14 protein-coding genes are annotated in these 15,561 nt (G+C 75.2%); 12 read left to right on the top strand and 2 right to left on the bottom strand.

The window, feature by feature from the left end; genetic code table 11:
• Positions 1-331: 331 nt before the first annotated feature.
• On the top strand, positions 332-1,390 hold the full coding sequence (locus ABZ807_RS02290; protein WP_357151664.1) for a S1 family peptidase: 1,059 nt from the start codon (positions 332-334) through the stop codon (positions 1,388-1,390).
• 142 nt (positions 1,391-1,532) lie between these two features.
• On the opposite strand, the gene ABZ807_RS02285 is transcribed toward ABZ807_RS02290, so the two are convergent.
• Positions 1,533-2,138 carry a DUF998 domain-containing protein gene (locus ABZ807_RS02285; RefSeq protein ID WP_357151662.1) on the bottom strand — a complete coding sequence of 202 codons (606 nt, stop codon included), beginning with the start codon at positions 2,136-2,138 and terminating at the stop codon, positions 1,533-1,535.
• A gap of 138 nt (positions 2,139-2,276) precedes the next feature.
• Between ABZ807_RS02285 and aspS the strand changes: the two genes are divergently transcribed.
• The 6 genes from aspS (at position 2,277) to ABZ807_RS02255 (ending at position 9,067) form a co-directional block, all read left to right on the top strand.
• Complete coding sequence (gene aspS / locus ABZ807_RS02280; protein ID WP_357151660.1) at positions 2,277-4,082, top strand: aspartate--tRNA ligase; 1,806 nt, start codon at positions 2,277-2,279, stop codon at positions 4,080-4,082.
• A gap of 131 nt (positions 4,083-4,213) precedes the next feature.
• Positions 4,214-4,792 (top strand): IS607 family transposase, encoded by a 579-nt coding sequence (locus ABZ807_RS02275; protein ID WP_357151658.1) that lies wholly within the window; start codon positions 4,214-4,216, stop codon positions 4,790-4,792.
• Positions 4,789-6,168, top strand: a complete 1,380-nt coding sequence (tnpB, locus tag ABZ807_RS02270; RefSeq protein ID WP_357151656.1) for an IS607 family element RNA-guided endonuclease TnpB — start codon at positions 4,789-4,791, stop codon at positions 6,166-6,168. The genes ABZ807_RS02275 and tnpB overlap by 4 nt, the downstream gene beginning before the upstream one ends.
• A gap of 16 nt (positions 6,169-6,184) precedes the next feature.
• Positions 6,185-6,997, top strand: a complete 813-nt coding sequence (locus ABZ807_RS02265; protein WP_357152209.1) for a sugar nucleotide-binding protein — start codon at positions 6,185-6,187, stop codon at positions 6,995-6,997.
• An 88-nt stretch (positions 6,998-7,085) separates the two neighbouring features.
• Entirely contained in the window at positions 7,086-7,685 is a 600-nt protein-coding gene (locus tag ABZ807_RS02260; RefSeq protein WP_357151654.1) for a helix-turn-helix domain-containing protein, read from the top strand.
• Complete coding sequence (locus tag ABZ807_RS02255) at positions 7,682-9,067, top strand: MFS transporter (protein ID WP_357151652.1); 1,386 nt, start codon at positions 7,682-7,684, stop codon at positions 9,065-9,067. The genes ABZ807_RS02260 and ABZ807_RS02255 overlap by 4 nt, the downstream gene beginning before the upstream one ends.
• Positions 9,068-9,084: 17 nt before the next feature.
• Here ABZ807_RS02255 and ABZ807_RS02250 read toward each other — a convergent pair whose 3' ends face one another.
• Positions 9,085-9,825 carry a GNAT family N-acetyltransferase gene (locus ABZ807_RS02250; protein ID WP_357151650.1) on the bottom strand — a complete coding sequence of 247 codons (741 nt, stop codon included), beginning with the start codon at positions 9,823-9,825 and terminating at the stop codon, positions 9,085-9,087.
• A 26-nt stretch (positions 9,826-9,851) separates the two neighbouring features.
• On the opposite strand from ABZ807_RS02250, the gene ABZ807_RS02245 reads away from it, so the two are divergent.
• From ABZ807_RS02245 to ABZ807_RS02225, 5 genes are all read left to right on the top strand, one after another.
• A complete protein-coding gene (locus ABZ807_RS02245) occupies positions 9,852-10,439 on the top strand; it encodes a GNAT family protein (protein WP_357151648.1) in 588 nt (195 codons plus the stop codon).
• Positions 10,440-10,501: 62 nt separating this feature from the next.
• Positions 10,502-10,705, top strand: coding sequence for a hypothetical protein (locus ABZ807_RS02240; RefSeq protein WP_357151646.1), 204 nt, complete (start codon positions 10,502-10,504; stop codon positions 10,703-10,705).
• A 75-nt stretch (positions 10,706-10,780) separates the two neighbouring features.
• Complete coding sequence (locus ABZ807_RS02235; protein WP_357151644.1) at positions 10,781-12,283, top strand: replication-associated recombination protein A; 1,503 nt, start codon at positions 10,781-10,783, stop codon at positions 12,281-12,283.
• Between the two features lie 2,024 nt (positions 12,284-14,307).
• Positions 14,308-14,931 (top strand): hypothetical protein, encoded by a 624-nt coding sequence (locus ABZ807_RS02230; protein WP_357152207.1) that lies wholly within the window; start codon positions 14,308-14,310, stop codon positions 14,929-14,931.
• Between the two features lie 148 nt (positions 14,932-15,079).
• Entirely contained in the window at positions 15,080-15,541 is a 462-nt protein-coding gene (locus ABZ807_RS02225) for a DUF948 domain-containing protein (protein WP_357151642.1), read from the top strand.
• Positions 15,542-15,561: the final 20 nt, after the last annotated feature.

The following is a 15,561-nucleotide window of genomic DNA, read 5'->3' as shown; positions in this document are numbered from 1 at the left end:
CCGGGGGTGCTACCAGTCGAAGCCGCGAGCAGGCCGAGGGCGGTGGCGCTGGCGAGGGCGGCCAGCGCGGGTCGGCGAGGGCCCTGGTGGCCTCCGGATCACGGGGGCCGGGCGTGCCGCGGTGGCCAGATCGCACAAGCCACTTTCTGTGTCCACAATGTTGCCTCTCGGTTACCTGCGGCGACGGGTGAATTCGGGCAAAGTCATGCCTTGCTTAGGATCTTAAATATGTGAATACTTCAGTCACTTGGCCGGTTCCCCCAGGTCGGCCGGGTTGCCCTCGGGTGCGTCGACGTGACGCGACCCGTCACCCCCTTCCGGAGGTTGTTACATGCGACCCACGAGGTCATCGCTCCGCCGCGTCGCCGCCGTCGCCATGGCTGGCACCCTGGTCACCGGCGCGCTGCTGGGCGCCCCCGCCCAGGCGGCACCCGCCTCGCCCGCTTCCCCCGACGCCGCGGCCAGCCTGGCCGAGCGCCTCGGCGACCGCGCCGCCGGCGCGTACGCCGACGCCAGCGGCACGATGGTCGTCGCCGTCACCGACGCCGCCGCCGCCCGTCAGGTCCGCGCCGCCGGCGCCACCCCGAAGCTCGTCACCCGGGGCGCCGCGACACTGAAGTCCGCCACCGCCGAGCTGGAGCGGTCCGCGAAGATCCCGGGCACCGCCTGGTGGACCGACCCCGCCACCAACCAGGTCGTGGTCTCCGTCGACAGCACCGTCACCGGCGCCAAGCTGGACAAGGTCAAGGCGGCCGCCGCCCGCACCGGCGGCGCGGTCCGGATCGAGGCCGAGGCCGGTGTGCTCAGCACCCGCATCTCCGGCGGCAACGCGATCTACGCCGGCGGCGGCGGGCGCTGCTCGCTCGGCTTCAACGTGCGCAGCAGCTCCGGCGTCTACTACTTCCTGACCGCCGGGCACTGCACCAACATTTCGTCGAGTTGGTACTCCAACTCCGCGCAGACCGCCTACCTCGGTGCGCGGGCCGGCACCAGCTTCCCGGGCAACGACTACGGCATCGTGAAGTACAGCAACCAGACCACGGCCCAGCCGGGCAACGTCTACCTCTACAACGGCAGCTACCAGGACATCACCGCCGCCGGCAACGCGTACGTCGGCCAGGCCGTCAAGCGCAGCGGCAGCACCACCGGCCTGCGCAGCGGCTCGGTGACCGCCCTCAACGCCACGGTCAACTACGCCGAGGGCAGCGTCTCCGGCCTGATCCGCACCACCGTCTGCGCCGAGCCGGGCGACAGCGGCGGCTCGCTCTTCGCCGGCAGCACCGCGCTGGGCCTCACCTCCGGCGGCAGCGGCAACTGCACCTCCGGCGGCACCACCTACTTCCAGCCGGTGACCGAGGCGCTCAGCGTCTACGGCGTCAGCGTCTACTGATCGACCCCTCGTGAGCGGGCCGCCGGGCGACCGGCGGCCCGCTCCGCGCGTACCGGGCTGGTGCTGGTGACTGTCTCCTACACCGTGCCGCCGGCACTGCAGGCCGCGTTCGTCGAGGCGATGCGGGCGGGGCGGGTGCGGGTCAACCACCTGCTTTCGGTCGACCCCGAGTGAGGGCCAGCACCACCAGCAGCGGGCAGAGCGCCTCCGCGCCGGCGGCCGCCCGCTCGGCCAGCCCGATCCGGGCACCGCCGGTGGTCAGCTCCACCGCGAACCAGCCGACCAGGGCCAGCAGCAGCGCCGCGGCGGCCGCACCCCGGCGGGCCGACAGGCCGGCGGCGCCGGCGGGCGCCCGGCGCCGGTGCGCGGCGAGGGCCGGCCAGAGCGCCAGCGCGCCGAACGCGACCGCGGCGCTGAGGCCGTGCGGGGTGGAGGATCCCCGCTGCGCCGGCAGCGGGAAGGCCGCCACGGCGAGGGTGGCGATCCCGCCGAGGGCGAGCAGGAGCCGGCCGGCGGGACGCAGCGGGCGCAGCCCGGCCGCGGTCAGGCAGTGGCACAGTCCCAGGCCGAGCAGGCCGACGGTCATGATCCACCGGTCCGCGGCGCCGCGCGCCGCGAGCGCGCTGATCGTGCCGCCGACCTGGTCGAAGCCGCCCGGCTGGCGGGCCGCCGCGAGGGTCCAGCCGCCGACCAGGAAGACCGGGGCGGCGGCCGAGGAGAGCAGGGCCCAGCCGGGTACGACGCGCACCCACCACACCGTACGCGGGCCGGACCGCGACCGCCGGTGCCGCCGGTGGTGGCAACCGCGCCCGGTGGCATCGGGTGACCGGGTCGCCTGACAGAATGCTGAGGGCAGAGGTGTACCGCAGATGAGGAGACGCAAGTCGTGATCCGTACCCATGACGCCGGCAGCCTGCGCGCGACGGACGCCGGCACCACGGTGACGCTCGCCGGGTGGGTGGCCCGCCGGCGCGACCACGGCGGTGTCATCTTCGTCGACCTGCGCGACGGCTCCGGCGTGGTCCAGGTGGTCTTCCGCGAGGAGGACGCGCACGCGCTGCGCAACGAGTTCTGCGTCCGGGTCACCGGCGAGGTGACCCGCCGCCCGGAGGGCAACGAGAACCCGGAGCTGCCCACCGGCGAGATCGAGGTGACCGCCGCCGAGCTGGAGGTGCTCTCCGAGGCGGCCCCGCTGCCGCTGCCGGTGGACGACCAGGTCGAGGCCGGCGACGACATCCGGCTCAAGTACCGCTACCTGGACCTGCGCCGCAGCGGCCCGGCGAACGCGATGCGGCTGCGCTCGCGCGCCAACCAGCTCGCCCGGGGCGTGCTGCACGAGCGGGACTTCCTGGAGATCGAGACCCCGACACTGACCCGGTCCACCCCCGAGGGCGCCCGCGACTTCCTGGTGCCGGTCCGGCTCCAGCCGGGCAGCTGGTACGCGCTGCCGCAGTCGCCGCAGCTGTTCAAGCAGCTGCTGATGGTCGGCGGCATGGAGCGGTATTACCAGATCGCCCGCTGCTACCGCGACGAGGACTTCCGCGCCGACCGGCAGCCGGAGTTCACCCAGCTCGACATCGAGATGTCCTTCGTCACCGAGGACGACGTGATCGACCTCGGCGAGGCGATCGTCTCGGCGCTCTGGTCCGACCTCGCCGGGCACGAGATCTCCCGGCCGATCCCGCGGATCACCTGGCACGACGCGATGGCCCGGTACGGCTCCGACAAGCCGGACCTGCGCTACGGCGTCGAGCTGACCGAGCTGACCGACTACCTGCGCGGCACCGAGTTCCGGGTCTTCGCCGGCGCGATCGACGCGGGCGGGTACGTCGGCGCGGTGGTCATGCCCGGCGGCGCGGCGCAGAGCCGCAAGGAGCTGGACGGCTGGCAGGACTGGGCCAAGGCGCGCGGCGCGCGTGGCCTGGCGTACGTGGTGCTCGACGCCGAGACCGGCGAGGCGCGCGGCCCGGTGGCGAAGAACCTCTCCGCCGCGCACCTGGGCGGGCTGGCCGACGCGGTCGGCGCCAAGCCCGGTGACGCCGTCTTCTTCGCCGCCAGCGCCAACACCCGCGAGGCGCAGGAGTTGCTCGGCGCGGCCCGGGTCGAGATCGCCAAGCGGGCCGGGCTGATCGACGAGAGCGCCTGGGCGTTCTGCTGGGTGGTCGACGCGCCCATGTTCGAGCAGACGGACGAGGGCGGCTGGACGGCCGTGCACCACCCGTTCACCTCGCCGAACGCCGAGTGGGTGGACCGCTTCGAGGAGGCGCCGGACCGGGCGCTGGCCTACGCCTACGACATCGTCTGCAACGGCAACGAGATCGGTGGCGGCTCGATCCGTATCCACCGGGGCGACGTGCAGAAGCGGGTCTTCGACCTGCTCGGCATCACCCCGGAGGAGGCGCAGGACAAGTTCGGCTTCCTGCTGGAGGCGTTCAAGTACGGCGCCCCGCCGCACGGCGGCATCGCCTTCGGCTGGGACCGGGTCTGCATGCTGCTCGCCGGCGCGGACTCCATCCGTGAGGTCATCGCCTTCCCGAAGACCCGGGGCGGCTTCGATCCGCTGACCGGCGCGCCGACGCCGATCACCGCCCAGCAGCGCGCCGAGGCCGGCATCGACGCCAAGCCCAAGGCCCCGACGGCCGCGCACGCCGGCACCGCCGGCCCGGCCGCCCCGGTGGCCGACCCGGTCTGAGGCGGGCACCCGTCACCGAGAGGTCTGCGCCATGATGGCGCAGACCTCTCGGTCGTTTTCGGAGAGACGGGGGTGACAGCTGTTTGCGCGTCGATCGCCAATAGTGCTCATAAGTCGGCTAGAGTGGCGGCGTGAACTTGAAGGAGTGGGCGGCGGCGACGGGCGTCTCGTATGCGACCGCGCGTCGGCGTTACGAGGCTGGGACGTTGCCCGTTCCTTCGTACCGGCTTGGTCGGCTCATCATGGTCGGTGAGCCGGTGACAGGCGTGATGGCAGGTTCCGGGCAGGTCGTGGTCTACGCCTGTGTCTTTTCGGCCGATCAGAGACCGGACCTGGATCGGCAGGTCGCCCGCGTCACCATGTGGGCTACCGGTCAGCGTCTGGCCGTGTCCCGGGTGGTGACCGAGGTCGGGTCGGTGTTCAACGGGCACCGTGAGAAGTTTCTTGCCCTGCTGCGCGATCCTGCCGTGTCGACGATCGTGGTTGAGCGCCGCGGCCGGTTCGAGCGTTTCGGCGCGGAGTGCGTCGAGGCCGTTCTCTCCGCGCAGGGCCGCCGGCTGCTGGTGGTCGACCCGGCCGAGGTGGACGACGACCTGGTGCGCGATGTCACCGAGGTCCTGACGTCGTTGTGTGCCCGCCTGTACGGCCGCCGCGCCGCTGCGAACCGCGTCCGCCGCGCTGTCGAGGCCGCCCTGGAGGGTCCGGCGTGAAGACGATCCAGGCGTACCGGTTCGCCTTGGACCTCACCCCGGGGCAGGAGCGTGACGTGCTCGGGCACGCCGGGGCGGCCCGGGTGGCGCACAACTGGGCCCTGGCGCGGGTCAAGGCGGTCATGGATCAGCGGGCCGCCGAGCGCACCTACGGCGTGCCGGGCGACGAGCTCACCGAGTCGATGTCGTGGACCCTGGCGTCGCTGCGCAAGGCGTGGAACGTTGCGAAAGTTGACGTGGCGCCGTGGTGGCGGGAGTGCTCGAAGGAGGCGTTCAACACCGGCCTTGACGCCCTCGCCCGCGCCCTGAAGAACTGGTCCGACTCCCGTTCGGGCAAGCGCGCCGGGCGGTTGGTCGGTTTCCCCCGGTTCAAGTCCCGCCGCCGCACCACCGCATCGGTGCGGTTCACCACCGGCACGATCCGGGTCGAGCCCGACCGCATGCACGTGGTGCTGCCCCGGCTGGGCCGGTTGAAGCTGCACGAGTCGGCCCGCAAGCTCGCCCGCCGCCTGGACAACGGCACTGCCCGGATCATGTCAGCGACCGTGCGCCGTGACGGTGGTCGCTGGCACGTCGCGTTCTGCGTCGAGGTCGAGCGGGCCGAACGCGCCCCGGCCCGGCCCGGCAGTGTGGTCGGCGTGGACGTCGGTATCAAGCACCTCGCGGTGCTGTCGACCGGTGAACTGGTGCCCAACCCGCGTCACCTTGCCGCCGCCCAGCAACGTATGCGGCACCTTGGCCGGGCGCTGACCCGCAAGCAGGGCCCGGACTGGCGCACCGGCTGCCGCGCGTCGAACCGGTGGCAGCGCGCCGCGAACCGGCTCGGCCGGGCACATGCCCGGGTGGCGAACCTGCGCCGCGATGGCCTGCACAAACTCACCACGCGGCTGACTCGCGAGCACGGCACGATCGTGGTCGAAGACCTCAACGTCACCGGGATGCTCGCCAACCGGCGTGTCGCGAAGCACATCGCTGACGCCGGATTCGCGGAGATCCGCCGCCATCTGACGTACAAGACCGGATGGAACGGCGGCCGTCTGCTGGTAGCCGACCGCTGGTATCCGTCCTCGAAGACCTGCTCGGGTTGTGGCGCGGCGAAAGCCAAGCTGTCCCTGTCCGAGCGTGAGTACCACTGCGAGGCGTGCGGTCTGGTCATGGACCGCGACCGCAACGCCGCCGCGAACCTGGCCGCCCTGGCGGCGCAGTTCGACACCGCCGGGAGTGGCCCGGTGGCAGCACGTGGAGCCGACCAGAAGACCCGCGTACGCGGGCAGGTGGCTGTGAAACGTGAACCCGGCACGGCACCCGCCGGTCAGACCGGGACCGTCCCACCGCAAGGCGGGACTGCTGATCATGTGCTCACTAGAGCGCACTGAAAGGTAACGGGACGTGATGACGCTGCTCGTGGTGGGGGCCGGCGGCTTCCTGGGCGGGGAGATCTGCCGGCGCGCGGTCGCGGCGGGCCGGCCGGTGGTGGGGACGTGGCACGCCAACCCGGTCACGCTGCCCGGCGTGGCGCTGCGGCGGCTCGACGTGACCGACCGGGAGGCGGTGCGCCGGCTGGTCGCGTCGGTGCGGCCGGACGCCGTGGTCGGCACCCCCTACCGGTACGACGACTGGGCGGTCACCGCCGACGGGGCGGCGCACGTGGCGTACGCGGCGGCCGAGGCGGGGGCGCGGCTGGTGCACCTGTCCAGCGACGCGCTGCACGCCGGGCGGGCGACGCCCTACCTCGACGACGACGCGCCCACCCCGATCCACCCGTACGGGGCGGCGAAGGCGGCGGCCGAGACCGCCGTACGGGTGATCGACCCGGCCGCCGTGCTGGTGCGGACCTCGCTGATCGTGGGGGAGGGGAGCAAGCAGATCCAGCTCTGCCGGGACGCGCTCGCCGGCCGGGCCACCCTGTTCACCGACGAGCTCCGCTGCCCGGTCGACGTCACCGACCTGGCCGACGCCGTCCTCGAACTGGTCGACGGCGATCACGCCGGCCCGCTCAACGTGGCCGGCCCGGACCCGGTCAGCCGGGCCGGGCTCGGGCTGCTGGTGGCCCGCCGGTTCGGGCTGGACCCGGCCGGCATGAAGACCACCACGAGTACGGCGGCCGGGCTGGTCCACCCCACCGACGTCCGGCTGGACTCCGCCCGCGCCGCTGGGCTGCTGCGTACCCGGCTGCGCGGCGTCACCGAACTTCTGGCCGCCTGACCCCGGCTCGACCGGGCTTTCCGCGCCGATGCACACTTTCCATGCACAACTCTTGTGCATGGAAAGTGTGCAGAGATATTGTGCATGCATGGAGACCGACGACAACGAGGCCCGGTCCGCGCCCCGCGCGGTGCGGATCGACCACCGGCAGGTCCGGGTGCTCGCCCACCCGCTGCGGATGCGCCTGCTCGGCGCGCTGCGCGTGCGGGGCCCGGCCACCGCCACCGCCCTCGCCGAGCTGCTCGGCACCAACACCGGTGCCACCAGTTATCACCTGCGGCAGCTCGCCGAGGTGGGGCTGGTGGTCGAGGACCCGGACCGGGGCAGCGGACGGCAGCGCTGGTGGCAGGCGGCGCACGACGTCACCAACTGGGAGCCCACCGACTTCGACGACGACCCCGACGCCCGGGCGGCGATCCAGTGGATCCAGGGCGACCAGGTGCGACTCCTCGTCGAGCATGCCGAGCGGTGGTTCGCCGTGGAGCACGAGTGGTCGCCGGCCTGGCGGGACGCCCTCGGCATGGGCGACATCTTCATGAGCATCCCGCCGGCCCGGCTCGAGGCCCTCAAGGCGGACGTGTGGCAGGTCCTGGAGCGGTACCGCGCCGAGTCGGACCCGCCCGAGCCCGGCGCCGAGCAGGTGCAGGTCTTCCTCGCCGCCTACCCCCTGCTGGAGGAGTACCGATGAGCGTGCTGTCCGTACGCCAAATCCGGTTTCGCTACCTCACCCTCTACGGCCTGCGCTGGCTGCCCAGCGGCCTGATGATCCCGGTCATGATTCTGCTGATGCAGGAGCGCGGCCTCTCGCTGCCGCAGATCGGCCTCGTGGCCACCGCGCAGGGGCTGGTCGTGCTGGTGCTGGAGCTGCCCACCGGCGGGCTCGCCGACGCGCTCGGCCGCCGGCCGCTGCTCGCCGTCGCCTGGACGGTCAACCTCGGCTCGCTGGCCCTCTTCGCGGTGGCCGACTCGTTCGCCCTGTTCTTCCTGGCCGGCGCGTTGCAGGGGGTCTACCGGGCGCTGGACAGCGGCCCGCTTGAGTCCTGGTACGTCGACGCGACCCTGGCCGCCGACCCGGCCGCCGAGTACGAGCGCGGCCTGGGGTATGCCGGCACCGTCATCGGTGTCTCCATCGCGGCCGGCGCGCTACTCAGCGGTGGCCTGATCGCGCTCGGACCGGTCGGCCCGGTCAGCGCGCTCACCGGGCCGGTGCTGGTCGCGCTCGTCCTCCAGGTGGTCGCCCTGGCCGCCCTGCTGGCGTTGCTGGCGGAGGTCCGGCCGGCCCGGGGCGCCGCCGCGCTGCGTACCTCGGTCGCCGAGGTGCCCCGGATGGTCGGCCAGGCGATCGGGCTGCTGCGCCGCTCCCGGGTGCTGCTCGCCCTGGTCGCGGTGGAGCTGTTCTGGGGCTTCGGGATGTTCACCTTCGAGTCGCTGCTGCCGGTCCGCCTCGCCGAGGTGGTCGGCGACGCCGACCGGGCCGCCGCGCTGCTCGGCCCGGCCAGCTCGGTGGCCTGGCTGGCGAACGCGGCCGGCGCGGCGGCCACCCCGTTGCTGCTGCGGTGGCTGGGGGCCGCGCCCAGCGCCGCGCTGCTGCGGATTCTCCAGGGCGTCACCGTGGTCGGGATGGGGGTGTTCGCCGGCCCGGTCGGGGTGCTCGTCGCCTACCTGGCCTGCTACACCGTGCACGGTGCCTCCAACCCGCTGCACATGGGCCTGCTGCACCGCCAGGTCGATGGGCCGTACCGGACCAGCGTCATCTCGCTGAACTCGATGATGGCCCAGCCCGCCGGGGCGCTCGGCGCGGTGGTGCTCGGGACGGTTGCCGGCGCGGCCGGCGTCAGCACCGCGATGCTGGTCGGTGCGGTGGTGCTGGCCATGGCCGCCCCGCTCTACCTGCCAGCCTGGCGTGCCGGCCGAGCCGCGACCGGGGCCGGGGGCGGGGCCGCGACCGGCGAGCGCGTCCCGTCGGTCGGTCCGGCCGCGCCGGTGGCCGCGCCGGCCACCTCGACCGCCGATCCGGTCGCGCCGCCGACCGGCCCGACCGCCGACCTGCCCGTCAGCGGGACGCGGTGACCGCCCCGGAGCGCGGCTCAGCCGAGGTGGACGGAGCTGCGGGCCGCGCTGCCGGTGTAGCCGAGCCGGCGGTACAACCGGAGCGCCCCGACGTTGTCGGTGTAGACGCCGAGCGCGACGTGGTCGTACCGGGCGGACAGGGCGCGGGTCATCCCGGCGGTCAGCGCCGCCCCGAGCCCCCGTCCGCGCCGGTCGGCCGCCACCGTGAGGCCGGCCAGGAAGCCGACGTCTCCCCGGGTGCGGTCCGCCCCGCACGCCACCAGGCGGTCGCCGTCGCGGATGCCGTACCAGTCGACGATCCGGGGGTCGCCGGGGCGGGAGGTGGTGGCCGGGAAGGACTCCTCGATCAGCTCCGCCAGCGCCGGGTGGTCGGCCTCGGTGAGGCGTACCACCCGCTCCTCCTCGGGCTGCGGGGGTGGGGGCTCGGTGGTCCAGAGGAAGTCCCAGTCGTCGAGCCGCGCCGCGGTCAGTCGGCCGGCCAGCTCCTCCCGCGTCGTCCGGGGCAGGTGCAGCCACTGGCCGGCGCGCAGTTCCCCGGCTGTCACCAGGCCGGCGAAGACGTCCACCGCCGGCCCGGGCGGGCCGAGCGCGCCGCCAGCCGGCCCCTGCTCCGGGGGGAGCAGCCAGCCCACGGTCCCGTCCCGCCGCCAGCCGCGCGGCTCGTGGCCGCGCCAGAGCGCGTGCCGGGCGTACGGGTGGTGTCCGGCAGCGGCCAGCAGAGCGTCCCGACCCGCCAGGACCTGGTCGGCAGTGATCATGTCGCCAGCCTACGAGAGGAACGGCCGTGACCGACCTCCGCTCCGTACGTCCGGTCCGCCTGGCCGGCCCCCGGTGCACCCTGCGCGAGTGGGCCGACGGCGACCTGGCCGCCCTGCACGCGCTGCTCACCGACGCCCGGGTCGCCGAGCGGACGCTGGACGAGACCCCGCCGTCGTTGGACGACCTCCGGGCGGCCGCGCCCGCCTGGCGTCGGGAGGCGGAGGAGGAACCGCGACGGCACTACCGGCTGGCCGTCGTCGTGGCCGACCGGCTGGTGGGGCTCGGCACGCTGGTCGTGGACAACCCTGTCCACCGCCGGGGCGAGATCGGCTACGTGATCCACCCCGACCACTGGGGTCAGGGCCTCGGGACCGAGGCCGCCGGCCTGCTGCTGCGCCTCGGGTTCGGGCGGGTGGGGCTGCACCGGGTCGAGGCCACGACCCGGCCCGACCACCCCGCTTCCTGGCGGGTGCTGGAGAAGGTCGGGATGCGGCGGGAGGGGATCAGCCGCGACCACCTCCTGGTCCGCGGTCGCTGGTGGGACTCCGTGCGGTACGCGATCCTGGCCACCGACCCGCCCGCCCGACCCGGCTCGCTCCATGCTGGAGATTGACGAACAGGCCGATTGGGTACATCCCGCGTCGACCTACTGGGACCCCCACCGGAGGAACGACGATGCTCGCCATTCTCGCCGCCATCGTGTTCGGCTTCGCGCTGCTGCTCGACTTCCTGAACACGAACCTCGGCGCCCCCGACCTCTTCAACGTGCACACCCTCATGCTGATCGGCTTGCTGTTGCTCTCCCTCTACCTGGCCGGGGTGGGCTCCGGCGCGCGCGGCGGTCGCTGGTACCGGGGCCGGCGTCCGGGGCGCGGCTGACCGGAACCGATCATCCCGGGCCGGGTCAGCCGCGCGATTCCAGCGTCGTCAGCCCGGCCCGGTACTGTTCTCGTGATGGAGTCCGACGCCCTCTTCACCCTCGGCGAGCCCGCCGGAGCGCCCAGCGCCCCCGCGGGTTCCGGCGGCGTCGACGGGTTCACCGCCGTCGGGGCGGACTCACCCCTGCCCGTACGGATGCGGCCGGCCAGCATCGACGAGCTCGTCGGGCAGGACCACCTGCTCGCGCCCGGTGCGCCGCTGCGCCAGCTGGTCGGCGGCGGGGCCCCGATGTCGGTCATCCTCTGGGGGCCGCCGGGCAGCGGCAAGACCACCATCGCCCACCTGGTGGCCCGGGCCACCGACCGCCGGTTCGTCGCCATGTCGGCGCTCTCCGCCGGGGTCAAGGACGTCCGGGCGGTCATTGACACCGCCCGCCGGCAGCGCCGCGCCGGCGGTCCGCAGACCGTGCTCTTCATCGACGAGGTGCACCGGTTCAGCAAGACCCAGCAGGACTCGCTGCTCGCCGCGGTGGAGGACCGCACGGTCACCCTGCTGGCGGCGACCACGGAGAACCCGTACTTCTCGGTCATCTCTCCGCTGCTGTCGCGCTGCGTGCTGCTCACGCTCCAGCCGCTGGACGACGCGGCCGTGCGCGGCCTGCTGCGCCGCGCGGTCACCGACCAGCGCGGCCTGGGTGGCGCGTTCACCCTTGACACCGAGGCCGAGGACCACCTGGTACGCCTCGCCGGCGGCGACGTGCGCAAGGCGCTGACCGCGCTGGAGGCCGCAGCGGCCTCGGCGGTGGCCACCGGCGCCGGCCGGATCGACCTCGCCACCACCGAGCAGGCGGTGGACGTGGCGGCCGTGCGCTACGACCGCGACGGTGACGCCCACTACGACGTGACCAGCGCCCTCATCAAGAGCATGCGCGGCTCGGACGTGGACGCGGCGCTGCACTGGCTGGCCCGGATGCTGGTCGCCGGCGAGGACGCCCGGTTCATCGCCCGCCGGTTGGTGATCTTCGCCAGCGAGGACGTCGGGATGGCCGACCCGGCCGCGCTGGGCGTGGCCACCGCCGCCGCCCACGCCGTCGAGTACGTCGGTCTGCCCGAGGCCCAGCTCAACCTGGCTCAGGCGGTGATCCACCTGGCCACGGCCCCGAAGTCGAACTCGGCCACCACCGCGATCGGCGCGGCGATCGCCGACGTGCGTGCCGGCCGGGGCGGCCCGGTGCCGCGCGGGCTGCGCGACGCCCACTACGCCGGCGCCCGGGGGCTCGGGCACGGCACGGGATACCGCTACCCGCACGACGACCAGCGCGGGGTGGTCACCCAGCAGTACGCTCCCGACGATCTCGTCGGGACCGACTACTACCGGCCCAGCGGGCACGGCGCGGAGCGGTCGGTGGCCGCCCGGCTGCCACTGCTGCGCCGGATCGTCCGCGGGCTGTCCGCCCCGGCGTCGCGCTCCGACGAACCGATGCCGGTGGCGGTGAACGGCCGCCACCCGTCGGGCACAGGGCGCGCCGGTGGGGCGGATGAAGACGGCGGGGCCGTCGTCGGGGAGGGTCAGCAGTGACATCGCGTGGTGGGGAGCGACCGCAGGACGGTCCCGACGAGCGGGGCGACTCCCGCGCCAAGGGACGCCGCTGGGGCCGGGGGCGGGCCGAGGAGCCGTCACCGGAGCCGGCCGGCGAGGAGTTCGGCTGGATCGACGACCTGCGTACCGCCAAGCAGCAGCGGGCCGAGCTCGGCCCGGACGGTGAGCCGGCCCGCCCGACGCCCCCCGATGGCCGCGGTCCGGCCGCGCCGCCCGCGGGTTCCCGTCCCGGGCCGGGCGCACCCCGCCCGGACGGCCCGCCGCCCGCCGCCGGGCCGCGCGCCGACGCGCCGCCACCCGGCCGTGCGGTCGGCCCGCCTGCCGACGCGCCCACCGCACCCGGCGGCGCCCGCCCCGGCCCCGGTGGGCCGCGTCCGGACGGCGGCCCGTCGCGTCCCGGCCCGGTCGTCGGTCCGGGCCCGGAGGGCCCGCGTCCGCCCCGCGCGGACGGGCCCCCGCCCGGACGCGCCGACGGTCCGCAGGCCACTCCACCGGTACGCGGCGGCTGGCCCGCCGCCCCCGAACAGCGTCCCCGCCCGGGCGAGGGAGCCTGGCCCGGCTCGGCGGCCGCGGTGCGGCCGGGCCAGCGGGGGCCCGACCGCACGCCGGAGCGAGCCCGCCCGGACGCCACCGACCCGGGCCGCCAGGGTGGGCCGGCTTTCGCGCCGGACCGGGCCTCCCCGAACCCGGTCAGCGGCGGCCCGCGCCCGGACCAGACGCCGGTGAGCGGTGGTGTCGGCCCCCACCAGACGCCGGTGAGCGGCGGACCCCGTCCGGACCCGGCGGCCCCCGAGGCGCGTGCCGCGCGGGGTCGCCGCGCGGCGGCGGACCCGACCGGCGGCGAGGACCCGGGTTCCGCCAAGCGGCGGGGCGGCCGGGGCGCGGCCACGGACCGGCCCACCGGCCGGCGCCGTGCCGCCGAGCCGGACCAGCCCGTGGTGCCGACGACCGGCAACGTCCCGCCCGCCGGCCCGACCGCCCCCGTCTCCGGCGCCGGAACGACCCCGCCCCTGCCGGGGGCGGGGCCCGCCGGGCGGGACGGGGACGGGCGACGCGGGCCGCGCGCCGGGTCCGGCGCCGACGAGCCCGGCACCGGACGCCGGGCGGCCCCGCCCGGCGGCACGCCGCGCGGCGACCGTCCGGAACGGCCGGCGGACTGGCTGCGCCAGGCGGGCCGCACCTCGCACACCGATGCGTTGCCGATCGTCGACCGCTCCACCTCGTCCGGCCGGCCCGCGGCCGTGCCCCCGGGTCCGCAGGCCACCGGCCGTCGTGGCGGCCCGGCCCCGGCCCGGGGCACGCAGCCCGACGGCCCGCACCCGACAGCGGGTGCCGCCCCCGTCCGGGGCCCGCGTGTCGACGGCCCGCAGCCGACCCGGGAGGCGCGCCCCGCCGGCCCGGAAGCCGGTCCCCGGGCGGCTGGCGCCGCCCCCACGCAGGGCGGACGCTCGGGCGCTCCCGGTGCGCCCTCCGGTGGTGCCGCCGCGGTGCCCGGCCCCCGTCCCGCCGTTCCCGAGCAGCAGCCCGAGTCGCGCCCCGGCGGTCCGGCCCCGGGCGGGCGTCCCGGTGACCCCGGTGTCCGCCCCGGTGGACCGGCCCGCGCGGCGGTGCGCCCGGACGGCCCCGCCCCGGGTGCCGCCCGACCGGCGGACGACGATCCGCGCCGGGGCGGTCCCGCGCCCGAGTCCGGGCCGCGTGCCGGCGCGCCGGGCCGACCGGCGGTCGCCCGCGCGGCCGCCCCGGCGGTCCGCCCCGACGAGCACCCCGATCGGGCCACCGGGCCGCAGCGGCAGCCCGGTCGGCCGGAGCCGGGCGCCACCGGGCCCGTCCCGCCGCGCCCGGACCAGCCGGTGGGCGTCGCCCGCGCGGCGGCGGTCGTACCGCCGGCCGGGCCGCGACCGGCGACGGAATCGGCCGACGGCCCGCGCCGGCCCGCCGGGGAGGAGCCCGCCGGGCCGACCGCCGGTGGGCTGGGTGGCGCCCGCTCCGAGCTGCGCCGGCAGATGCGTGAGCGGCGCCGGCTCCGGCTGGGCATCCTGGTGCTGGTCAGCGTGGTGCTGCTCGGCGCGATCCCGCTCTACTTCGGTATCCGTACGCTCAGCCACGACCCGGTCTTCAACACCCTCGACGCGCTCGACGTGCCCAGCTGGGCGGCGGCGCGGACGGTCGACAACGTCAGTGGCAGCCGCTGGTGCCTGCAGGACTGCCGGCTGCGGGAACGCACCGTGTCCTCGGAGCGCGCGCCGGAGGAGACCGCCAGGGCGTACGAGGCGGCGCTGCGCAAGGACGGCTGGGAGCCGTGGCAGGTCAGCCACTGCCCGGAGCAGAAGGAGAAGGGCCAGTACACCTGCTGGCGCCGCGACGAGCTCACCCTCGACCTGTGGGTGCGCGAACCGACCTGCGCGTCGCCGCAGGTCAGCGGGAAGCCGGCGGTCCCGCCGTCCACCGAGGCGTCGCCCGCAGCGGGGAGGTGTGCCGGATCGTTGGTGTCGGTGAAGGTCCGCAACGCGATCGACGACGAGCGGACCCGGCCACAGCCGAGCACTGATCCGTCGCTCACCGGTGAGGATCCCTTCCCGACGTTCACCGAGGATCCGCTCGGGGAACCGACACGCTCACCGTCCTGAGCCGGTTTCCCTCACGGACGGTAGGGTCTGGGGCTGGCGCGCCCGCCCGCTCCCGCTGACCCTTCATGGGGCGCGGAGTGACGGTGTGCCCCTGACGGTCGCGCGTTCCGGACGTCCCGTTCCGGAACTCTGCTCGAGGAGGACAGGCGTGGAGTATGGAGAGGTCGCGGCGCTGATCGCGGCGATCGCGTTCGCGATGCTGGTACTGATCCTGACGCTGCCCATCCTGCGGCTGCGGCACACCGTGGATGCCACGACCCGGATGATCAACGACCTCAACGACCGCACCGCGCCGCTGCTGGGCGACGTGAACACCACCGTGAAGAACGTCAACACCGCACTGGAGCAGGTGCAGACCTCGCTCGACGGGGTGAACCTCCAGCTCGCCAAGGTCGACACCATGACCACCCACGCGCAGAACGTCACCGCCAACGTGGCGAACCTGGCGACTGTCGTCTCCGCCGCCGCGGCCAACCCGCTGGTCAAGGTGGCCGCCTTCGGGTACGGCGTCCGCCGGGCCGCGTCCGCCCGCCGGCACGCCGAGACCGAGCGTGAGGTGCGCGACACCATCAAGCAGCAGCGCCGCGCCGCGCGGCGCGGCAACCGCTGAGCCGATCGGCGACGAGCGGG

This window comes from Micromonospora sp. NPDC047548 (genome assembly GCF_040642975.1).
GTDB lineage: Bacteria > Actinomycetota > Actinomycetes > Mycobacteriales > Micromonosporaceae > Micromonospora.
The sequence above is the reverse complement of the archived record's forward strand: the minus strand, read 5'-3'. Positions and strand labels throughout refer to the sequence as shown.